The following is a 20,789-nucleotide window of genomic DNA, read 5'->3' as shown; positions in this document are numbered from 1 at the left end:
TCGAACGGCGGCGAACGTGCATTTGACGGCTTAACTCGCCGGGCTACCGCATGAGGACTTATGGAATACAACGGTTCACAACTCGTACTGATTCTGGTCGCCAGCGGCCCCAGTACCCCGGCGCGCTGCGCCGCGCCTTTTCATATCGCCACGCTGCTGGCCTGCATGGATGCCGAGGTAACCCTCTACCTCACCGGTGAAGGCACGCAGTTGGCGCGCCGCGAGGTGGCCGAATCGCTGCGCGCGGTGGAAGGTGGCGAGCCGCTGCTGCGCTTCATCCGCAACGCCAAGCAGGCTGGCGCGCGCTTGCTGATGTGCCGCCAGCCCGGGGTTCAGCTCGACCCCGCCACGCTGATCGCCGAGCTGGATGAGATCTCCAGCGGCGGTGAACTGGCGCAGATGATCCTCGAATACGAACGAGTGCTGACCCTATGAATGTGCACGGGCTGGAATTCCCCGACTCGCTGCGCTACGCCCCGGAGCACAGCCTGTGGCTGCGCGAGGAGGCCGACGGCAGCCTGACCATCGGCCTGACCGCTTACGGCTGCGCGCTGTACGGCCAGATCTTCGCTTTCACCCCCAAGCGCGTCGGCGCACGTATCGAGCGCGAGCGCAGCTTTGGCGTGGTCGAGTTCGCCAAGGCTGCCTCGTCGGCGCGCAGCCCGGTGAGCGGTGAACTGCTGGCGGTGAACGAAGCACTGCTCGAGCGTCCGGCGCTAATCAATCAGGATTGTTATGGGGAGGGCTGGATGGTCCGCCTGCAACCCGCGGACTGGGTCACCGTGCGCGACCGATTCCCACTGGGCGAAGCCGCCGAAGCCGCCATCGTCGAACGCATGCGGCTGGACAACTTCGATCCTGCCAACGCCCATGTGCAGGCGTTGCGGTGGAAATAGTGGGCGCTTGAGGTGGGTTAGGAGCGGAGGCTTTCAGCCCGCCGCCCGGACGCTATGCCAGGGCGCAATGCTGGCAATTGCCGCGGGACAGGCGCTCAGGGCTTGTCCGGTGTCGACAGGTCGAGCACCTTCACGCAGCTCGCCTTGATCGCGTGGTCCAGCTGGCGGATGCAGATATCGATCGCCATATTGCGCGTGCGCTTGTTCGTCCACTCCAGCTCGGCCAGCGTCTCGATCAGATCCTGATGGCCGCTCTCGTTGACCAGCATGCCGTGCTGCACTGTCAGCGTCCGGCCCTGAAAGCTCAGCTGCACCGGGTCACGCCCGACGAGGGATGCACCTTCAGCCAGCAGGCAATCGATATGGTCACGCAGCGCGTGCAATGCACGGCGCTCATCTGGCGGGTTTCCCACGACACCTCTCCTATCCCTGGAAAGAAAAACCGCGATTGTGACGCGCTTCGCGCTAGAGCGCGATGGCTTTTTGATATTGCGAAGTGAGGAGGGCTGTCGCAGGGTGGTGGCGAGGGGTAGAGGGGGTAGATGGCGGAAGGCAGTGAGAGTCGAACTCACCCGGGAACGGCTGCCGCCCCCAACCGGGTTTGAAGCCCGGCCGCACCACCGGGTGCGATTGCCTTCCTTATTTGGTCCAGATGCGAAAAGGAAGCGGAGACCAGCCTACCCCAGGCCTGACTGAATCGCCAAGGCACTGTCCTGGCGGACTTTGCGTTCGTTGCCGAAGCGGCGGGTGAGGCCGATGCGGTCGAAGTGTTCGAGCAGCTGGATGCTGCGTTTGCGGCCGAGCTGGATGCGGTCGCGGAAGGCGGCGGCGCGGATCACGCCGCTTTGTGCTTCCAGTTGCAGTACATGCCCCGCGAGTTGGCGAATGGTGAACTCGGGGTAGAACAAATCTTTCACCACCTGTTGCAACAGGCCGAGGCGGGCGAGCTTGCGGAGCAGGTTGCGCATCTGCGTTTCGTCGACACCGAGGTCGCGGGCCAGGTCGCGGACCCAGGGCGGGTCGAACTGACCGGCTTCGAGCAGTGGCCACAGGCGTTCCTTCAAACCTTCTTCCGTATCGCTCAGGCGCACCCGGTGATCGGGGCGGTGCAGCCAGGGGCCGCTGGTTTCGATGCTGCCGGCGGCCAGTGCCTGCTCCAGCAGGGCGATGAACACCGGCCGTTCCAGTTGCGGCAGCGCATAGCGGCGCAGGCGGTCGCGGTCAGGGCCGAGTTCGTCGGGTTGTTCTTCGTGAAAACGCTGCAGGGTGGCGAGCAGGGTGGTTTCGAGTTCGCTCCAGCGGGCCTGATCGAACAGTCGTGGGCCCAGTCGTGTACCTACTTCCACTACGCCGTGCGGCAGCTGCCAGCCATCGCGCGGGCGGTTGAACTGGCGTTCCAGGCTTTGTGGGTCGATGCCGTTGGCGGCGCTGGCGAGCAGCGGCGGCAATGCCTGCTCCAGGCTCGGCTGGGCGAGGGCGCGAAGTTGCTCCAGCCGTGCGGCGCGGCGGCGATTGCGCGGTGGTGCGTACGGGTCGAGCACGCGGCCCCCGCCGAGGGTGCGCTGGGCGGACTGATCGCGCAGGACGATGCGGTCGCCATGCACGGCGTGGCTCGGTGCATTCAGCAGTAATTGGGCAAAGGCGCGTTCGCCCGGTGCCAGGCTCGCATCTTCGAGCAGGGCGACGCGCGCGGTGACGTCCTGGGCGCCGAGGTGCACGTGCACCGGCGTCCAGTGCTTGAGTTCGTGGGCCTCGCCGGGCAGCAGCTGGAAGTCGATATCGATGCGTTGCGTCGGCGCGTGCAGCAAGGGGTGCAGTAGCCAGTCGCCGCGATGGATCTGTTCGACGGCCAAACGCTCACCGGCAAGATTCAGCGCCACGCGCTGGCCGGCATGGGCTTCGCCCGCTTCACGGTTCTGTGCGTGCAGACCACGGACGCGCACGCGTTTGCCGACGGGGCCGAGCAATAGTTCGTCGCCGATTCGTACGCGCCCGGCAAAGGCGGTGCCGGTGACCACCACACCCGCGCCGGTGACGCTGAAGGCGCGGTCGATGGCCAGGCGGAAGTGGCCGCTGTCGCTGCGTGCGGCGGTGCGTGCGGCTTCTTCGATCAGCGCGGTGCGCAGGGCGTCGATGCCGTCGCCGCGAATGCTTGAGACCGGGAAGATCGGCGCGCCGGCCAGTGGTCCGGCGGCCAGCAGGGCTTCGATCTGCTGCTGGACTTCGGCGATGCGCACCGGCTCGACGCGGTCGATCTTGGTCAGCGCTACCAGCGCGCGACGGATGCCGAGCAGCTCGACGATGGCCAGGTGTTCGCGGGTCTGCGGCATGACGCCATCGTCGGCGGCGACCACCAGCAGCACGCAGTCGATGCCGCTGGCGCCGGCCAGCATGTTGTGCACGAAACGCTCGTGGCCCGGCACGTCGATAAAGCCGGTGAGGCTGCCTTCACCGAGGTCGGCGTAGACGTAGCCGAGGTCGATGGTGATGCCGCGCTCGCGCTCCTCGCGGCGGCGGTCGCCCTGTTGCCCGGTGAGGGCTTGCAGCAGTGCGGTCTTGCCATGGTCGATATGGCCGGCGGTACCGACGATCAACGGGCCAGCTCCTCTTGCAGGTGCACCATTTGCTGGAGGAAGGCCGGTTCGTCGTCGAGCTGGCGCAGGTCGAGCCAGAGGGCGTCGTCATCGATGCGCCCGAGCACAGGAATCGGCAGGCAGCGCAGGGCTTCTTCCAGCTGGCGCAGGCTGCGGCCGCGCAGGCGCTTGGGTTGCTGCGGGCGGATGCACAGGGCGGCACTGGGCAGGCGTGCCACCGGCTGCGCGCCGCTGCCGATCATGCCCAGGGCATCGGTTACGGAGACTAGCCAGGTTTTACCGAGCACGGTGGCCAGTGCCGGGGCGATGCGTTCGGCCTGGTCGCGGATCTCCGTCTGCGGGCGACTGAGCAGGCGCAGGCTGGTAAGGCGCTCGGCGAGGCGGTCGGGGTCGCGATAGAGGTTGAGCACCGCTTCCAGCGCGGCGAGGGTCAGCTTGTCGACGCGCAGGGCGCGCTTGAGGGGGTTCTTCTTGATCTTCTGGATCAGCGCCTTGCTGCCGACGATCAGCCCGGCCTGCGGGCCGCCGAGCAGTTTGTCGCCGCTGAAGGTGACGATATCGGCGCCGTCGCGCAGCGCTTCCTGCACCGTCGGCTCCTTCGGCAGACCCCAACGCGAGAGGTCGAGCAGGCTGCCGCTGCCGAGGTCTTCCAGCAACGGCAGGTCGTGGGCATGGGCGATGCGCGCCAGTTCGGCGGTGGCGACGCTGGCGGTGAAGCCTTGCACGCTGTAGTTGCTGGTGTGCACGCGCATCAACAGACCCGAGCGCGAGTTGATGGCCGCTTCGTAATCCTTGGCGTGGGTGCGGTTGGTGGTGCCGACTTCATGCAGCTTCACGCCGGCGCGGGCCATGATGTCGGGGATGCGGAAGGCACCGCCGATCTCGATCAGCTCGCCGCGGGAAATGATGCCTTCCTTGCGTGCGCCGAGACTGTTCAAGGCCAGCAGCACGGCGGCGGCGTTGTTGTTGACCACGGTAACGGCCTCGGCGCCGGTCAGCTCGCGGATCAGCCCTTCGATGAGGTCGTCGCGGTCGCCGCGCTTGCCAGTGGCGAGATCGAACTCCAGGTTGAGCGGGTAGCGCGCCGCAAGGGTGATCGCCTCGATGGCTTCATCCGGCAGCAAGGCGCGGCCGAGGTTGGTGTGCAGCACCGTGCCGGTGAGGTTGAACACCCGGCGCACGCGGCTGCGGTGCTGGCTGGCCAGGCGTTCGCCGGCGCGCCCGGCGAGCACCGCTTCGGACAGTTCCAGTGCGGCCAGCTGGCCATGGCGGGCCGGCTCGCGCAGTTCATCGAGCAGGTCGCGCAGGGTGCTCAGCAATGCCTGGCGACCGTAGCGCTGTTGCAGCGGTTGGCAGGCTGGGTCGCGCAGCAGCTTGTCGACCGAGGGCAGGTGGCTGCTGCTCATGCATCGCCCCCCGGTGCCAGCAGCAGGTTGGGTGCCTGACGCTGGAAACCCTGCTCGGCCAGCAGCAGGTCCAGGTCCAGGGTGGCGAGGTCGGCGGACAGGCTTTCGCCATCCGGCGCCAGGTCAAGGTAGAGCTGTTTGAGGTAGCCGTTGCACTCGGGGCAGACCTCGGCCTTGATGCCCTGCGGTGAGCCTTCGAAGTGCAGGTAGTCGAGCTTCTTGGTGCTGCGGCAGAGGCTGCATTTGACGCGCACGTAATGCCACTCGCAGGCGCACAGCGAGCAGACCAGATAACGCAAGCCGTTGAGCTGCCCGCGATGGCGGATGATGCCTGCCATCGGTGGCGCGCCGCAGCAGGGGCAGTGGGTCTGGTCTTCGCGCTCGCGCAGGTCGGAGAGGTCGAGCTGCAGCAGCCGGTGGCTCCAGGCCAGTTGCAGGGCGGCGCCGAGAAAGGGCACCAGCGCCGGCGGCAGGCTGTCGTACTGGCCGCTGACCAGTGCCACGGCCCAGGCCTTGCGCTGGCCGCTTTCGGCCTTGCGCAGTTGCTCGATGGCAGTCACTACCGCGGGGCTTTCCGGCGCCACGAAGGCATCCAGCCAGGCATCCAGCATCGTCAGCCAGGCATCGTCGCGGACCAGAGTATCGGCAGCCAGCGGCGGCAGGTTGTGCCTGAGACTTTCGCGGGTGCGGTGTTCGTCCAGCGGCGCGATTGTCGGCGGGTTGTCCAGCACCTGCTGTTGCGCCTGGCACACCGCTGCCAGCAGGCGCAGGTAGTCGGCGAACGGATGGCCTTCGGCGAGCCTGGTCAGGCGCTCGCTGCGCAGGGCGAACAGGTTGCGCGGTGGCAGGTTGAGGAAGGGTGGTTTGCTGGCAGCGGCTTCGATCTGCCCGGGTTCGAGAATGGTGCCTGCCACGCAGGACTCCTTATTCTTGGGGTTGTGCCGAACAGCATAGTCCGTCACCGGCTGTCGCTCGGCTTTCGATGATGCGCGAGGTCGAAGACTCCCGCGCGTGTGCGGGGAATCTTCGGCTACAGCGGTGTGCTTATTTGCGCTCGGTGATCTCCCGATACCAGGCCGGATGATGCTTGCGCGCCCATGCGCGGCTGACGGTGCCGTAGAGCATCGCGCCCATGGAGCCCTTGATCCAGATGGCGGCGTAGATGTGCACGATGATGCTGACGATCAGCACGAAGGCGGCGGCCGCATGCAGCAGGCTGGCCCAGCGCAGCGAGACGATGCCGAAGAAACTGCTGAAATACTCGCGCCAGATGACGATGCCACTGAGCAGCAACACCAGCATGCTGAGGATCAGCACCCAGAACAGCACCTTCTGTCCGGCGTTGTAGCGGCCGACTTCCGGCAGTTTTTCCTCGCGGTTGCACACCACGTCGTTGATCTGCCTGAGCCACTGGCGGTCGCGTGCTTCGATGCGGTTATGCCCGGCGAAGCGGATCGCCAGCCAGAGGAAGAAGACGAACATCGCGACCCCGATGAAGGGGTGCAGGATGCGCGTCCAGGTGCCGCCGCCGAACAGCCCGGAGAGGCCGAACAGCGCCGGATGGAACAGCGCCAGGCCGGACAGCGCGGCGAGTACGAAGAGGATGGCAACGATCCAGTGATTGGTCCGCTGCGAGGGGTTGTAGCGTTCGATGTCGTTGTTATTCATCGTTGGCTCCTTGAGCGATCGACTCCGAGGATGGCCCCGCGAACGGGGCCGCCGGGATCAGGGGCGCGGTTCCTTGGGGTCGACCACATGCACCGAAGGATCGACCTGGTGCACCACGGGCTCGCTGAGTTCGGCGTTGTCATCCTCTTCCTCGACGCGGATCGGCCCGACTCGTGTGTAGTGGAAGAAGCCGGCCAGCACCGCCGCGCCCATGCCCAGCAAGGCGAGGGGCTTGGTCACGCCCTTCCACAGGCCGACCAGTGGACTGATGGTCGGCTCGTTCGGCAGGTCGTTGTACAGCGAGGGCTGATCGGCATGGTGCAGCACGTACATCACGTGCGTACCGCCGACACCATCGGGGTCGTACAGGCCGGCCTGGTCGAAACCGCGTTCCTTCAGATCGGCGATACGCCCGGCCGCGTGATCCTTCATATCGTCCTTGCTGCCGAAGACAATTGCCCCGGTGGGGCAGGTCTTCACGCAGGCCGGCTCGAGCCCGACCGACACGCGGTCGGAACAGAGCGTGCACTTGTAGGCCTTCTTGTCCTTCTCGGAGATACGCGGGATGTCGAACGGGCAACCGGTGATGCAGTAGCCGCAGCCGATGCAGTGGTCCTGGTTGAAGTCGACGATGCCGTTGGCGTACTTCACGATGGCCCCCGGCGCCGGGCAGGCCTTGAGGCAGCCCGGGTCGGCGCAGTGCATGCAGCCGTCCTTGCGGATCAGCCACTCGAGGTTGCCGCTGCCGGGGTTCTCGTACTCGGCGAACTTCATCACCGTCCAGGATTCGGCGGTGAGGTCGATCGGGTTGTCGTAGGTCCCGTTGCTGGTGCCGACTTCATCACGCAGGTCGTTCCATTCCGAACACGCCACCTGGCAGGCCTTGCAGCCGATGCACTTGGAGACGTCGATCAGTTTCGCCACTTCGCCGATCTCACGGATCGACGGCCGCTCGGTGGTCGTGGCGGAGCGGGCAATCACGTCTTGAGTAGCCATCATGCCTTCTCCACGTTGACCAGGAACGACTTGAACTCCGGCGTCTGGGTGTTGGCGTCACCGACGAACGGCGTCAGCGTGTTGGTCAGGTAACCGTTGCGCGCCACCCCGGCGAAGCCCCAATGCAGCGGGATGCCGATGTGATGCACGGTCTGGCCGTCCACCGTCAGCGGCTTGATGCGCTTGGTCACCACCGCCACCGCCTTGATGTAGCCGCGGTTGGACGACACCTTGACCCGCTCGCCGGCCTTGATGCCCAGCTCGTTGGCCAGCACCTCGCCGATCTCGACGAACTGCTCGGGCTGGGTGATCGCATTGAGCCGGCAATGTTTGGTCCAGAAGTGGAAGTGCTCCGTCAGCCGGTAGGTGGTGGCCGCGTAGGGGAAGTCCTCCGCGGTGCCGAACAGCTCCATGTCGTTCTTGAACACCCGCGCGGCCGGATTGCTGATGGCCTGGACGTTATCCGGGTGCATGGGATTGCGGCCGATGGGCGTCTCAAACGGCTCGTAATGCTCGGGGAATGGCCCCTCGTTCATCTTGTCCACGGCGAACAGCCGCGCCACCCCTTCGGGGTTCATGATGAACGGGTTCATGCCGGCTTCGGGTGGTGAATCGACCTTGAAGTCGGGCACGTCGGTGCCGCCCCACTTGGTGCCGTCCCACCACACCAGGCGTTTCTTCTGCGGGTCCCACGGGTCGCCGGCCGGGTCGGCCGAAGCGCGGTTGTAGAGGATGCGCCGGTTGGCTGGCCAGGCCCATGCCCAGCCTAGCGTCTGCCCCATGCCGTAGGGGTCGGCATTGTCGCGTCGGGCCATCTGGTTGCCGGCCTGGGTCCAGGAGCCACACCAGATCCAGCAGCCGCTGGAGGTGGTGCCGTCGGCACGCAGCAGACCGAAGCCTGCTAGCAGCTCGCCGGCCTTGGCCACCTGCGCTCCGGTCTGTAGGTCGAACACATCGCTCAGGGCCTTTCCGTTGTACTCCTGGGCGATTTCCTCGGCGGTCGGTTCTTCCGGCTGGCGATAGCCCCAGTCGATGTTGAGCAGCGGCTCGGCGTAGGCGCCGCCTTCCTTGCGATACAGCTCGCGCAGGCGATGGAACAGCCCGCCCATGATCACCACGTCGGTCTGCGCCTGGCCCGGCGGCTCGGCGGCCTTCCAGTGCCATTGCAGCCAGCGGCCGCTGTTGACCAGCGAGCCGTCCTCCTCGGCGAAGCAGGTGGTCGGCAGGCGGAACACCGTGGTCTGGATGCTGGCGGTGTCGACGTCGTTGTATTCGCCGGCGTTGCGCCAGAACTCCGAGGTCTCGGTGGCCAGCGGGTCCATGATCACCAGGTACTTGAGCTTGGCCAGCGCAGCGCTGACCTTGGCCTTGTTGGGGAACGAGGCGATGGGGTTGAAGCCCTGGCAGAAATAGCCGTTGACCTGCCCCTGGTACATCATGTCGAACACCTTGAGCACGTCGTAGCCGGGGATATCCAGCTTCGGCAGCCAGTCGTAGCCCCAGTTGTTCTCCGCGGTGGCGTTCTTGCCGTACCAGGCCTTCATCAGGCTGACGTGGAATTTCTCGTAGTGCTGCCAGTAGGACAGCTGCCCCGGGCGCAGCGGCTTGGCGGTGCGCTTGGCGATGTAGGCCGCGTAGTCCTGCTCGGCTTCCAGCGGCAGCGTCATGTAGCCCGGCAGCAGGTTGGAGAGCAGGCCGAGATCGGTCAGGCCCTGGATATTGGAGTGCCCGCGCAGCGCATTCATCCCGCCGCCAGGCATGCCGATGTTGCCGAGCAGCAGCTGCACCATGGCGCCAGTGCGGATCATCTGCGAACCGACCGAATGCTGCGTCCAGCCCAGGGCGTACATGATGGTCATGACCTTGCCCGGTGCCGAGGTTTCGGCGATGGTCTCCCACACCTGCAGCATCTTGTCCTGCGGTGTGCCGCAGATGTTGCTGACCACTTCCGGCGTGTAACGGCTGTAGTGCTGCTTGAGCAGATTAAACACGCAGCGTGGGTGGGTCAGGCTCTTGTCGACGCGGGCGAAGCCTTCATCGTCCAGCTCGTAGCTCCAGCTGGCCTTGTCCGTATAGGTACGCCGATCGCCGTCGTAGCCGTTGAACAGACCATTCTCGAAGCCGAAGCCTTCCTTCACGATGAACGAGACGTCGGTGTAGTTGACCACGTACTCGTGCTGGATCTTGTCGTTTTCCAGCAGGTAGTTGATCAGCCCGCCGAGGAAGGCGATGTCGGTGCCGGTGCGGATCGGCGCATACATGTCGGCCACCGAGGCCGAACGGGTGAAGCGCGGATCGACCACCACCAGCCGCGCCTTGTTGCGCGCCTTGGCCTCGGTGACCCATTTGAAGCCGCACGGGTGCGCTTCGGCGGCGTTACCGCCCATGATCAGGACCAGGTCAGCGTTCTGGATATCGGACCAGTGATTGGTCATGGCTCCACGGCCAAACGTCGGGGCAAGACTTGCCACCGTCGGGCCGTGTCAGACACGTGCCTGGTTATCGAATCCCAGAATGCCGAGTGAACGCACCACTTTGTGGGTGATGTAGCCGGCCTCGTTGGAGGACGCCGAGGCGGCGAGGAAACCGGTGCTCAGCCAGCGGTTGACCGTCTGGCCCTTGTCGTTGCGCTCGATGAAGTTGGCGTCGCGGTCGTCCTTCATCAGCCGCGCGATGCGGTCGAGGGCGTCGCTCCACTCGATGCGCTTCCACTCGTTGCTGCCGGCTTCGCGGACTTCCGGGTGGGTCAGGCGGTTGGGGCTATGAACGAAGTCGAGCAGGCCGGCGCCTTTCGGGCACAGGGTGCCGCGGTTGACCGGGTGATCGGAGTCGCCTTCGATGTGGATGATGTTTTGTGCGACGTTCTTGCCGCCGCTGCCCTGGCTGTAGATGATCAGCCCGCAACCGACGGAGCAGTAGGGGCAGGTGTTGCGGGTTTCGCGCGTGTTGGTCAGTTTGAAATGCCGGATCGACTCGGCATACGCCGTCGGCGGGGCCATACCCAATGCCGCCATGCTCGACGCCCCAAGGCCCACACCGCAGACCTTGAAGAACTGTCGACGGTTCATATCCATCGGAGGTTCTCCTTCTTATCAGGCTGGTACGCCGATGCTTTGCCGGCGTCTGCTAAGCAGCTTAGTCAAGAATGGGCAAAGTAAAGGGCTAATTCCGCGCTCCGCTGCCTCGCGCTGCACCTATGAAAGAGCCTGGGTGTGCCAGGAATTCACCCGACAGCGGCCGTGACCAGCTGCTTTTTCCACTCCCGCGGCGATTGCCCGGCGTGCGCCTTGAAAGCCCGGGAAAACGCGGCTTCGCTGCCATATCCCACTTCGAACGCAATCATCTTGATCGGCCGTCCGCGACGCAGGGCCTTCTGCGCCAGGCGGACGCGCCAGCCCTGCAGATACTGGCCCGGCGTGGTGCCGACGGTTTCGCGGAAGGCTGTGGCGAACACGCTGCGCGACATCCCGGCAACGCTGGCCAGCTCCTCGAGCGTCCAGTCCTGCGCCGGCGCCTCGTGCATCGCCACCAGAGCATTGCGCAGGCGCGGGTGCGCTAGCCCGGACAGCAGCCCGTCATTCACCTCGTCGCTTTCCATCAGCTGGCGCAGAACCTGGATCATCACCACTTCGAGCAACCGCTCGACCAGTGCCACGCGCCCGCAGCGTTGCTCGAAGGCCTCCTCGAACAGCAGCGAGAGGATCGGCTCGGCGCCCCAGACCTGATCCAGCGGCAGGCAGACGACATCGGCCAGCGCCGAGGCGATCGGGTTGCTGGTGCCGCCTTCGAACGACAGGTTTGCGCAGACCATATCGGCGTTCTGCCCGGGGGCGATGATGAAACGGTGCGTCAGCGGACGCGGAAACAGCAGCAGGCTCGGTCGCTCGACCTGCAGCGACTCCCTGCCATAGCGCACCTCCAGCGTGCCGCTGCGCACCAGATGCAGCTGCCCGTGCACGCCATCGCTTTGCAGCGTGTTGATGCCGCACAGGGGGCCGGTATTGAACACCTGTGCGCTCATCGGGAAGTGGGTCATCAGCGCAGCGAGCCGGTCAGCCATCTTCGTACTCCTGATCATGTTTTCCGGATTCTACGTCACCAATAGTTTTTTCTGGTGAGCAGAATAGCTCTAACCGGGCAACAACGCCCTGGCCTACCAACAGAACAGGAACCGTAGCCATGACCATCGAAAAGATTCTCTACACCGCCACTGCAACCGCCACCGGCGGCCGTGAAGGTCGCGCCAGCTCCTCCGATCAGGCGCTCGACGTGCGGCTGTCCACGCCGCGTGAACTGGGCGGCGCCGGCGACCCCGGCACCAATCCCGAGCAGCTGTTCGCTGCCGGCTACTCGGCCTGCTTTCTCGGCGCGCTGAAGTTCGTCGCCGGCAAGCAGAAGGTCGCCCTGCCGGCCGACACCCGCATCACCGGCAAGGTCGGCATCGGCCAGATCCCCACCGGCTTCGGCATCGAAGCCGAGCTGACCATTAGCGCGCCCGGCATTGCCCACGACGTGTTGCAGGAGCTGGTCAACCAGGCCCACGTGGTCTGCCCGTACTCCAATGCCACCCGCGGCAACATCGACGTAACCCTGATCCTCGCCGACTGATCCAGCCCACCGTACCTAACTAACAGGAGACACACGCCATGAATGCCATCATCCGCACCTTCACCCTCCCGCTGCTGGCCATTGCGATGCAGCCAGTTTTCGCCGCGCAGCCGGAGCAGACCACGCAACCGACATCCAGTATCGCCAGCGCTCGCACCGCCAGCACCATCACCACGGTCGATGGCGTGCAGCTGTACTACAAGGACTGGGGCCCGAAGGACGGTCCGGTGGTCACCTTTAGCCATGGCTGGCCGCTCAACTCGGACAGCTGGGAATCACAGATGCTGTTTCTCGCATCCGAGGGCTACCGAGTGGTCGCCCATGACCGCCGCGGTCATGGCCGTTCAAGTCAGCCCTGGGAAGGCAACGACATGGATCACTACGCCGACGACCTGGCCGCGGTGATCGAGGCGCTGGACCTGAAGGATGTCACCCTGGTGGGCTTCTCCACCGGTGGCGGCGAGGTGGCGCGCTACATCGGCCGCCACGGCACCGAACGGGTGAAGAAGGCCGTGCTGGTCAGCGCCGTGCCGCCGATGATGCTGAAAACCGCGGATAACCCGGGTGGGCTGCCGCTGGAAGTCTTCGACGGCATCCGCAAGGCATCGCTGGAGGATCGCGCGCAGCTGTACTTCGACCTCGCCTCCGGCCCGTTCTATGGCTTCAATCGTCCGGGGGCGAAGGTCTCCCAGGGCCTGATCGACAACTGGCGCGCCCAGGGGCTGCAGGCCGGGCACAAGAACACCTACGACTCCATCGCCGCCTTCTCGGCCACCGATTTCCGTGGTGACCTGAAGAAGTTCGACGTGCCGACGTTGGTGATCCACGGCGACGATGACCAGATCGTGCCGCTGGACAGCTCCGGCAAGGCGTCCGCTGCATTGGTCAAGGGTGCGAAGCTGATCGTCTATCCCGGTGCTCCGCACGGCCTGACCGACACCCACAAGGAGCGCTTCAACAACGATCTGCTGGCCTTTCTCAAGGAGTGATGCGCCGGGGCTCTATCGAGGGGCTCGCAGCACCGCGTCACTTGCCGCTCAGAAACGACAAACCCCGCCAGATGGCGGGGTTTGTCTGTGGACTGCGCTAAGGCAGACCAGATTTTCTACACGACGCCGATCAGGCGTTCTGGCGGATACCAGCCACGAGCCAAGGCTGGTTCTCGCCCTGGGCACGTTCCATGCGCCAGCTTTCGCTGAACGGCTCGCCCTGGTCGAAGCGCGAAGTTTTCGCGGTGCCGGTGAAGGTCAGGGTCGCGGTGGTCTTCTCGGCATCGTCGTCGACGCCGTCGAGCTGGATTTGCAGATCGTCGATGTAGGTCGACTGATAGGCATCACCGATCTCGGCGCGCTCCTGCTTGAGGAAGCCCAGCAGCTGTGGGGTGACGAACTCGGAGATCTTGTCCATCTCGTTGGCGTCCCAGTGCTGCTGCAGCGAGAGGAAGTGCTCGCGGGCTGCGGCGACGAAGCTCTGCTCGTTGAACCAGGCCGGGGCGTTGATCATCGGCGCGGCGGCAACCGGGGCGGCGCTGCCACCGAAGATGGAGGTCGACGGCTGCTGCGGCATGTCACGCTGCATCGGCGCATGGCCGGCCATGGCAGGCTGCTGCTGGCGACGGCGGGCGGCGAGGAAGCGGAACAGCAGGAACGCGATCAGGCCGAAGATCAGGATATCCATGAACTGGATGCCCTCGAAGCCGTCGCCCATGAACATCGAGGCGAGCAGGCCACCGGCGGCCAGACCGGCCAGCGGGCCGAGCCAGCGCGAGGCACCGCTGGCGGCAGCGGGCGTCTGACGGCCAGCCTGATTCGGTGCGGCCTGGGTCTGCTGGGGCGCCTGGCGGGTCTGGTGGCTGGGCGCCGAGCCGAAGCTCTTGCCGCCGCCGAAACGCTTGGCGTGGGCGTCGAGCGCGAAGGTCAGGCTGATACACAGCGCCATGAAGATGCTAAGCACACGTTGCATTGAGTGTTCCCGCTAAAAAGAGTGGAGTACGCGCGCCATCCTGCCGAGGCAGGCAGGGGTTGGCCAGGGGCAGTATGTTACCGGCTTTTGCTTGCGACCGTTGGTCGCGCCAGGGCTGGCTCAGATAGGGTGATGCGGTTGCGAAAACGGAGCCTCGCGGCTCCGTTCGTTCGAGCGCTGGATCAACGCCAGTTGTACAGCTCCTTCTCGGAGATCTCGTGCATCGGCTTGACCTGTTCCTGGAAGGCTTTCATCGACGCCCAGATGCGGCCGTTCAGCTCGCTCTGTTCGGCCAGCTCGCCGAGCACCAGCTCCGACTGCTCCTGCATGGCGCCGAGCACTTCGTCGGGGAAGCGCTTGAGCTCCACGCCTTGCTGCTTGAGCTGGTCCAGCGCCAGGGCGTTGTTGTAGACGTAGTCATCCATCATGTCGCGGCTGGCCGCACGGGTCGCCTCGGTGAGGATCGCCTGCAGGTCCTCGGGCAGGGTGTCCATCGCCTTCTGGTTCACCAGCAGCTCCAGCACCGCCTGCGGCTCCTGCCAGCCTGGGTAGTAGTAATACTTGGCGGCCTTGTGCAGACCGAAGGCCAGGTCGTTGTACGGGCTGACCCAGTCGGTGGCGTCGATCGCGCCGGTCTGCAGTGCGGTGAACACTTCGCCGCCGGGCAGATTCACGGTGGTCGCGCCGAGACGCGCCAGCACTTCGCCGCCGAGGCCCGGCATGCGGATCTTCAGCCCGCGCAGGTCGTCCAGCGCATTGATTTCCTTGTTGTACCAGCCGCCCATCTGCATGCCGGTGTTGCCGACCACCATCGGCTTCACGCCGAAAGGCGCATAGGCCTCTTCCCAGAACTTCTGGCCTTCGCCCTTGCTCAGCCAGGCGTTCATCTCGATGGCCGACAGGCCGAACGGTACCGAGGTGAAGAACTGCGCGGTGGGCACCTTGCCTTTCCAGTAGTAGGCGGCGCCGTGGCCCAGTTCGGCGGTGCCGCGGGAAACGGCATCGAACACTTCCAGCGCCGGGACCAGTTCGCCGGCCGCATAGACCTTGATGGTCAGGCGGCCGTCGCTCATCACCTTGACGCGATCGGCCAGGCGTTCGGCGGCGGTGCCCAGGCCCGGGTAGTTCTTCGGCCAGGCGGTGACCATCTTCCAGGCGTAGGTCTTGGCGGGTTCGCTGGCGGCCTGCTGGCCTGTGGTTTCGACTTTCTTGTCGTCGTTGCAGCCGGCGAGGCCGAGGGTGGCAAGCAAGGCAGCGGCAGCACCGAACAGATGGCGGCGTTTCATGGGTCGGTATCCTTGGAAGACTCTTCTTATAGGAATGGCTTGTTGGTATGACGGGTTGACGTTAGCGTCAACCCTAGAGGGCTTCAAGTTTTGCGTAACTGAGCATCAGCCATTTGCTGCCCTCATCCTCGAAATTCACCTGCACCCGGGCCTGGGCGCCGGAGCCTTCGAAGTTGAGGATGGTGCCTTCGCCGAACAGCGAATGGCGTACACGCTGGCCGAGGCTGAACGGCGTTTCCGGCACGCCGGCGCCGTCGAACAGCGACGAGCCGCTCATGCTCTTGCCGCTGAACGAGCGCGTCACGGTATTGCTCAGACGTACTTCCTGGATCAGTGCCGGCGGCACTTCGCGGACGAAACGCGAGATCTTGTTATAGGTCTCGCTGCCGTACAGCCGGCGCGTTTCGGCGTAGGTGATCACCAGCTGCTGCATGGCGCGGGTGATGCCGACGTAGGCCAGGCGGCGCTCTTCTTCCAGACGGCCGGACTCCTCCAGGCTCATCTTGTGCGGGAACAGGCCTTCTTCCATGCCGACCAGGAACACCAGCGGGAACTCCAGGCCTTTGGCGCTGTGCAGCGTCATCAGCTGCACGCTGTCCTCGTGGTCGCCGGCCTGCTGTTCGCCGGCCTCCAGCGAGGCGTGGTCGAGAAAGGCCGCCAGCGGTGACTGGACGTCGTCGTCCTCTTCGCTGTAGCTGTCGAAGGCGCGCGCGGCGGAGACCAGTTCCTCGAGGTTTTCCACCCGCGCCTGGGCTTTCTCGCCCTTCTCGTCGCGGTGATAGGCAAGCAGCCCGGACTGCTCGATGACCAGCTGCGCCATGTTGTGCAGCTGCATGCCTTCGACCTTCAGCGCCAGGGTATCGACCAGCTCGACAAAGGCGTTCAACGCGCTGGCAGCGCGGCCAGAAACCGCCTTGGTACCGACCGCCTGATGCAGCGCCGCCCACATCGACAGGCCCTGATCACGCGCCAGCTGGCGCAGTGCTTCGACGGTCTTCTCGCCGATGCCGCGCGCCGGCACGTTGATCACCCGTTCCAGCGCCGCGTCGTTGTCGCGGGTCTGGATCAGGCGCAGGTAGGCCATGGCGTTCTTGATCTCGGCGCGCTCGAAGAAGCGCTGGCCGCCATAGATGCGGTAGGGGATCTTCTCGCGCAGCAGCGCCTCTTCCAGCACCCGCGACTGGGCGTTGGAGCGGTAGAGGATGGCGATCTCGCTGCGGCTCATGCCGTCGCGGATGGCCTTCTCGATGCTCTCGACCACGTAGCGCGCTTCGTCGTGCTCGTTGAACGCGGCGTACAGGCTGATCGGCTCGCCCTCGCAGCCGGAAGTCCAGAGTTCCTTGCCGAGACGGCCCTGGTTGTTGGCGATCAGCGCGTTGGCGGCCTTGAGGATGCAGGCGGTGGAGCGGTAGTTCTGCTCCAGGCGGATGGTTTCGGCATCCGGGAAATCCTGGCTGAACTGGTGCAGGTTCTCGATCCGCGCGCCGCGCCAGCCGTAGATCGACTGGTCGTCGTCGCCGACCACCATCAGACTTTCGCCACCCTTGGCCAGCAGCCGCAACCAGGCGTACTGCACGGCGTTGGTGTCCTGGAATTCGTCCACCAGCACGTGGCGGAAACGCCGCTGGTAGTGATCGAGCAGGCCCGGGTGGTCGCGCCACAGGTCCAGGGCGCGCAGCAGCAGCTCGGAGAAATCGATCACCCCGGCGCGGGCGCAGGCCTCTTCATAGGCTTCGTAGATCTTCAGCTGGGTGGCGAGGAACAGGTCACCGCCGGCCTGGATGTTGCGCGGACGCAGGCCTTCGTCCTTCTGCGCGTTGATCCACCACTGCGCCTGGCGCGCCGGCCAGCGTTGCTCGTCGAGGCCGAGTTCGCGGATCACCCGTTTGACCAGCCGCTGCTGGTCGTCGGAATCGAGGATCTGGAAGTTCTGCGCCAGCTTGGCTTCCTGCCAGTGCGCGCGCAGCAGGCGGTGGGCCAGGCCGTGAAAGGTGCCCACCCACATGCCCTGCGGGTTCACGTGCAGCAGCTGCTCGATGCGCTGGCGCATCTCGGCGGCAGCCTTGTTGGTGAAGGTCACCGACAGGATCGAGTGCAGCGAGGCGCGCTCGACCTGGTGCAGCCAGGCGATACGGTGCACCAGAACGCGGGTCTTGCCCGAGCCGGCACCAGCCAATACCAACTGGCGGCCAAGCGGCGCGGCCACGGCCTGGCGCTGAGCATCGTTGAGGGAATTCAGGAGGAGAGAGAGATCGTCATGCATCGCGGCATTCTATTGGAAATGCCTGCGCTGCGCTCGCCCTGCGGTCCATTCGAAAGCGCAGTCTGCGGCAAACCGGCGCGGGCGCGGTCCTGGTCGATCGCGCCTGGTGGAACCTTCCGCTGGTCGGCTGGAGTACCGATCGCCGTTTTTCCGACGCACCATGGTATGACGCGACGCCATCAACGTGCCATTATCGACGGTGGTATGGTTCCGAGGGAGCCTGTTTTAGGTGCAGTTATTACTAGAACAATATTCATGACCGATTCCATCCGAGCCGCCTGCCCGGCATCAACACAGCCATTATCCAGCGGGGCGTCGGCGGCCGATTATGCTGCCGAGCGTACCCGGCTGCTGTATCGAGGTTCGCGCGTGCCCGCCTGGCTATTGCTGCTGGCTACGCTGGTCCTCGGTGTAGTGCTCTGGGGCGAGCAGGGTGGTGTCGAACTTGGGCTGTGGCTGGGCTGGATGGGCGCGCTGGCACTGTTGCGCTTGCAACAGATCTTCGCCTTCAACCGAGTCAGCCCCGAGGCGCAAGCCGCGCCCTGCTGGCGCTGGCGCTTTCTGCTCGGCAGTGGCGCGTCTGCGCTGAGCCTGTGCTACGCCATGGTCGTGCTGGTGCCCGCCGATGTCTTCGTTACCCAAGCGCTGCTGTACGGGCTGATCGGTTCGGTCGTCGTGGCCGCCAGCGTCGCTTACGGGGTCTGCCTGCCCGCCTTCTTCAGTTTCGCCGTGCCCAGTCTGTTGCCGACCGGCCTTCTGCTGATGACCAGCGGCTATCCGTTGCAGCAGGGCTGGGGTTTGCTGGCGATGATCGTGCTGGCCACCCTCAGCCTGATCGGCTGGCAGATCAGCCGGCTGGTGAACGACGGGCTCGAACAGCGGCTGCATAAGCAGCAGCTGATCGAGCGGCTGGAAACCGCCGGCCGCGAAGCCGACCAGCTCAATCGCCGTTTGGCCTCGGAAGTCGAGCAACGTCGCCATGCCGAAAAGCAGCTGCGCAGTGCCTACGATGGCCTCGAGCAGCGCGTCGCCGAGCGCACCGCGGAACTCGCGCAGCTCGCCGAAGAGCTGGGGGAAAGCGAGGCGCGGCTGAATCTAGCGCTGGACGCCAGTGGCCTCGGCCTGTGGGACTGGGATCTGCAGAACAACCATGTTCATCATTCCCGTCTGGAGGTGGTGTTCGGCATCGGCCGGCAGCACCGCTACGACGAGGATGGCTCGCCGTTGCCGGACATCCATCCCAAGGATCTGGAAGGCGTGCGCGCGATCCTGATCGCGCACCTGAAGGGCGAAACCGAGCAGTTTGCCGTCGAGTACCGTGCGTTGCGCGCCGACGGCAGCGAAATCTGGCTCGAGGATCGCGGCCGGGTGATCCAGCGCGACGCCGCTGGCCGTGCCCTGCGCATGATCGGCACCCGTCGCGACATCAGCGAGCTGCGCCGCCAGGCCGAACAGCAGCGCCTGGCAGCGACGGTGTTCGAGGCGGCCAGCGAAGGCATGGTGATCATGAACGATCACTACCGCGTGCTGGCGGTCAACGACGCCTGCTGCGCGCTGTCCGGCTACAGCCGCGAGGAATTGCTCGGCCACAGCGTGGCGCGCATCGCCGGTTCGCCGGAGAGTCAGCGCCAGTACCAGACCATGCGTGAAGCGCTGGAACTGCACGGTCACTGGCAGGGCGAGCTGATCGAGACCCGCAAGAGCGGCGAGGTCTACCCGCAGTGGGTACAGCTGCGCGAAGTGCGCGATGCCAACGACAGCGTCACCCATGTGGTCGCGTTCATCTCCGACCTCAGCGTGCGGCGCAAGATCGAAGAGCGTCTGCGCTACCTGACCCATTACGACGACCTCACCGGGCTGGCCAACCGCGGCCTGCTCAAGGAGCGTCTGCACGAGGCCTGCCAGCGGGTGCGTCGCAACGGCCGCAACATGGCGGTGCTCTACATCGATCTGGACCGCTTCAAGCTGCTCAACGAAAGCCTCGGGCACGAGGCCGCCGACGCATTGCTGCGCGAGATGTCGCGGCGCATCACCCAGACCCTGGCAGATGCTGACACCATCGCGCGGCTGTCCGGCGACGAGTTCGTCGTGCTGTTCGACGCCTACGGCAGCCTCAGTAGCCTCGCGCATCTGGGCAGCCGGCTGCTGCAGCGAATCCGCAAGCCGCTGATCATCGATGAGCAGGAGCTGGTCATCAGCGCCTCCATCGGTGTCAGCCTGATGCCGGACAACAGCCGTGACGCGGAAGTGCTGCTGCGCCAGGCGAACATGGCCATGCAGCAGGCCAAGCATCTGGGCGGCAACACGCTGCAGTTCTTCACCGACCGGCCGCAGGCGTCGAGCATGCAGTACCTGCAGCTGGAGAATCAGCTGCGCAAGGCGCTGGAAGTCGGCCAGCTGGAAGTCTTCTATCAGCCACGTCTGAGCTTGGCCGACGATGCTCTGGAGGCCGCCGAAGCGCTGGTGCGCTGGCGTCATCCGCAGCGCGGGCTGGTCGCGCCGGCGCACTTCATTCCGCTGGCGGAAGAAACCGGTTTGATCATTCCGCTCGGTGAGTTCGTCCTGCGCGAGGCCTGCCGCCAGGCACGCCAGTGGCAGCAGGACGGGCTGGCGGAGATTCGCGTGTCGGTGAACCTCTCGGTCAAGCAGCTGCGGCAGGGCAACTTCGTCAGCCTGGTGCGCCAGGTGCTCGAGGAAACCGGCCTGCCGGCGACCATGCTGGAGCTGGAGCTGACCGAGAGCCAGTTGCTGGACGATATCGACAATGCCATCAGCATCAGCGAGCAACTTCGCGCGCTAGGAGTCAGGCTGGCGATCGACGACTTCGGCACCGGCTTCTCGTCGCTGAGTTACCTCAAGCGCTTCCCGGTGGACTACGTGAAGATCGACCGCTCGTTCATCAGTGAGCTGGAGCATTCCAGTCAGGATGCGGCGATTACCCGGGCGATCATCGCCATGGTCCACAGCCTGGAGCGCAAGGTGGTGGCCGAGGGGGTGGAAACCCAGGCGCAGATGGATTTCCTCAAGGCCAACCAGTGCGACGAGATTCAGGGCTACCTGCTCAGCCCGCCGGTGCCGGCCGAGCAGTTCGCCGAATTACTGCGCTAGCG

The 20,789-nt window shown here is 65.3% G+C and carries 16 protein-coding genes and 1 tRNA gene; 5 read left to right on the top strand and 12 right to left on the bottom strand.

The features are described 5' to 3' along the window. Positions 1 to 60 precede the first annotated feature (60 nt). Both LW136_RS21515 and LW136_RS21510 read left to right on the top strand, forming a co-directional pair. Entirely contained in the window at positions 61 to 435 is a 375-nt protein-coding gene (locus tag LW136_RS21515; RefSeq protein ID WP_234174122.1) for a DsrE family protein, read from the top strand. Beyond that, positions 432 to 896: a glycine cleavage system protein H gene (locus tag LW136_RS21510; protein WP_234174121.1), complete on the top strand. Its 465-nt coding sequence runs from the start codon at positions 432 to 434 to the stop codon at positions 894 to 896. The genes LW136_RS21515 and LW136_RS21510 overlap by 4 nt, the downstream gene beginning before the upstream one ends. Positions 897 to 991: 95 nt before the next feature. On the opposite strand, the gene LW136_RS21505 is transcribed toward LW136_RS21510, so the two are convergent. The 9 genes from LW136_RS21505 to LW136_RS21465 all read right to left on the bottom strand — a co-directional run bounded on the left by LW136_RS21505 (position 992) and on the right by LW136_RS21465 (position 11,620). Continuing rightward, positions 992 to 1,309 (bottom strand): hypothetical protein, encoded by a 318-nt coding sequence (locus LW136_RS21505; protein ID WP_031297438.1) that lies wholly within the window; start codon positions 1,307 to 1,309, stop codon positions 992 to 994. 130 nt (positions 1,310 to 1,439) lie between these two features. Next, positions 1,440 to 1,535, bottom strand: a tRNA-Sec gene (locus LW136_RS21500). Between the two features lie 38 nt (positions 1,536 to 1,573). Then, positions 1,574 to 3,490: a selenocysteine-specific translation elongation factor gene (gene selB, locus LW136_RS21495; RefSeq protein WP_179485143.1), complete on the bottom strand. Its 1,917-nt coding sequence runs from the start codon at positions 3,488 to 3,490 to the stop codon at positions 1,574 to 1,576. After that, on the bottom strand, positions 3,487 to 4,896 hold the full coding sequence (gene selA, locus LW136_RS21490; RefSeq protein WP_044313980.1) for an L-seryl-tRNA(Sec) selenium transferase: 1,410 nt from the start codon (positions 4,894 to 4,896) through the stop codon (positions 3,487 to 3,489). Before selA ends, selB begins: the two co-directional genes overlap by 4 nt. Continuing rightward, positions 4,893 to 5,810, bottom strand: coding sequence for a formate dehydrogenase accessory protein FdhE (fdhE, locus tag LW136_RS21485; RefSeq protein ID WP_234174120.1), 918 nt, complete (start codon positions 5,808 to 5,810; stop codon positions 4,893 to 4,895). The genes selA and fdhE overlap by 4 nt, the downstream gene beginning before the upstream one ends. 130 nt (positions 5,811 to 5,940) lie before the next feature. After that, complete coding sequence (locus LW136_RS21480) at positions 5,941 to 6,564, bottom strand: formate dehydrogenase subunit gamma (RefSeq protein WP_179485140.1); 624 nt, start codon at positions 6,562 to 6,564, stop codon at positions 5,941 to 5,943. 57 nt (positions 6,565 to 6,621) lie between these two features. After that, complete coding sequence (fdxH, locus tag LW136_RS21475) at positions 6,622 to 7,560, bottom strand: formate dehydrogenase subunit beta (protein ID WP_179486357.1); 939 nt, start codon at positions 7,558 to 7,560, stop codon at positions 6,622 to 6,624. Then, positions 7,560 to 10,634, bottom strand: coding sequence for a formate dehydrogenase-N subunit alpha (gene fdnG / locus LW136_RS21470; protein WP_234174119.1), 3,075 nt, complete (start codon positions 10,632 to 10,634; stop codon positions 7,560 to 7,562). Before fdnG ends, fdxH begins: the two co-directional genes overlap by 1 nt. Positions 10,635 to 10,783: 149 nt before the next feature. Beyond that, the gene (locus LW136_RS21465; RefSeq protein WP_234174118.1) at positions 10,784 to 11,620 is read right to left on the bottom strand and encodes an AraC family transcriptional regulator; all 837 of its coding nucleotides are present in this window, start codon (positions 11,618 to 11,620) and stop codon (positions 10,784 to 10,786) included. A 119-nt stretch (positions 11,621 to 11,739) separates the two neighbouring features. Here LW136_RS21465 and LW136_RS21460 point away from each other — a divergent pair, with 119 nt between their 5' ends. Next, complete coding sequence (locus LW136_RS21460) at positions 11,740 to 12,168, top strand: organic hydroperoxide resistance protein (RefSeq protein WP_234174116.1); 429 nt, start codon at positions 11,740 to 11,742, stop codon at positions 12,166 to 12,168. Positions 12,169 to 12,206: 38 nt separating this feature from the next. Beyond that, entirely contained in the window at positions 12,207 to 13,157 is a 951-nt protein-coding gene (locus tag LW136_RS21455) for an alpha/beta fold hydrolase (RefSeq protein WP_234174114.1), read from the top strand. Positions 13,158 to 13,287: 130 nt separating this feature from the next. On the opposite strand, the gene LW136_RS21450 is transcribed toward LW136_RS21455, so the two are convergent. From LW136_RS21450 to uvrD, 3 genes are all read right to left on the bottom strand, one after another. Then, on the bottom strand, positions 13,288 to 14,130 hold the full coding sequence (locus LW136_RS21450) for a Tim44 domain-containing protein (RefSeq protein WP_234174113.1): 843 nt from the start codon (positions 14,128 to 14,130) through the stop codon (positions 13,288 to 13,290). Between the two features lie 182 nt (positions 14,131 to 14,312). Then, positions 14,313 to 15,416, bottom strand: a complete 1,104-nt coding sequence (locus LW136_RS21445) for a TRAP transporter substrate-binding protein (RefSeq protein WP_023444807.1) — start codon at positions 15,414 to 15,416, stop codon at positions 14,313 to 14,315. Positions 15,417 to 15,489: 73 nt separating this feature from the next. Further along, positions 15,490 to 17,679: a DNA helicase II gene (gene uvrD, locus LW136_RS21440; protein WP_046618091.1), complete on the bottom strand. Its 2,190-nt coding sequence runs from the start codon at positions 17,677 to 17,679 to the stop codon at positions 15,490 to 15,492. A 255-nt stretch (positions 17,680 to 17,934) separates the two neighbouring features. Here uvrD and LW136_RS21435 point away from each other — a divergent pair, with 255 nt between their 5' ends. Next, positions 17,935 to 20,787, top strand: a complete 2,853-nt coding sequence (locus LW136_RS21435; RefSeq protein WP_234174112.1) for an EAL domain-containing protein — start codon at positions 17,935 to 17,937, stop codon at positions 20,785 to 20,787. Positions 20,788 to 20,789 lie beyond the last annotated feature (2 nt).

Source organism: Stutzerimonas kunmingensis (genome assembly GCF_021432085.1).
GTDB lineage: Bacteria > Pseudomonadota > Gammaproteobacteria > Pseudomonadales > Pseudomonadaceae > Stutzerimonas.
The sequence above is the reverse complement of the archived record's forward strand: the minus strand, read 5'-3'. Positions and strand labels throughout refer to the sequence as shown.

Excerpts from the sequence above, each read along its gene's own strand:
- LW136_RS21515 (WP_234174122.1), top strand. The coding sequence starts at position 61 with ATGGAATACAACGGTTCACAACTCGTACTGATTCTGGTCGCCAGCGGC.
- LW136_RS21445 (WP_023444807.1), bottom strand. The coding sequence starts at position 15,416 with ATGAAACGCCGCCATCTGTTCGGTGCTGCCGCTGCCTTGCTTGCCACC.
- LW136_RS21455 (WP_234174114.1), top strand. The coding sequence starts at position 12,207 with ATGAATGCCATCATCCGCACCTTCACCCTCCCGCTGCTGGCCATTGCG.
- selA (WP_044313980.1), bottom strand. The coding sequence starts at position 4,896 with ATGAGCAGCAGCCACCTGCCCTCGGTCGACAAGCTGCTGCGCGACCCA.
- LW136_RS21435 (WP_234174112.1), top strand. The coding sequence starts at position 17,935 with ATGACCGATTCCATCCGAGCCGCCTGCCCGGCATCAACACAGCCATTA.
- LW136_RS21450 (WP_234174113.1), bottom strand. The coding sequence starts at position 14,130 with ATGCAACGTGTGCTTAGCATCTTCATGGCGCTGTGTATCAGCCTGACC.
- LW136_RS21465 (WP_234174118.1), bottom strand. The coding sequence starts at position 11,620 with ATGGCTGACCGGCTCGCTGCGCTGATGACCCACTTCCCGATGAGCGCA.
- LW136_RS21510 (WP_234174121.1), top strand. The coding sequence starts at position 432 with ATGAATGTGCACGGGCTGGAATTCCCCGACTCGCTGCGCTACGCCCCG.
- LW136_RS21460 (WP_234174116.1), top strand. The coding sequence starts at position 11,740 with ATGACCATCGAAAAGATTCTCTACACCGCCACTGCAACCGCCACCGGC.
- LW136_RS21480 (WP_179485140.1), bottom strand. The coding sequence starts at position 6,564 with ATGAATAACAACGACATCGAACGCTACAACCCCTCGCAGCGGACCAAT.
- uvrD (WP_046618091.1), bottom strand. The coding sequence starts at position 17,679 with ATGCATGACGATCTCTCTCTCCTCCTGAATTCCCTCAACGATGCTCAG.
- fdxH (WP_179486357.1), bottom strand. The coding sequence starts at position 7,560 with ATGGCTACTCAAGACGTGATTGCCCGCTCCGCCACGACCACCGAGCGG.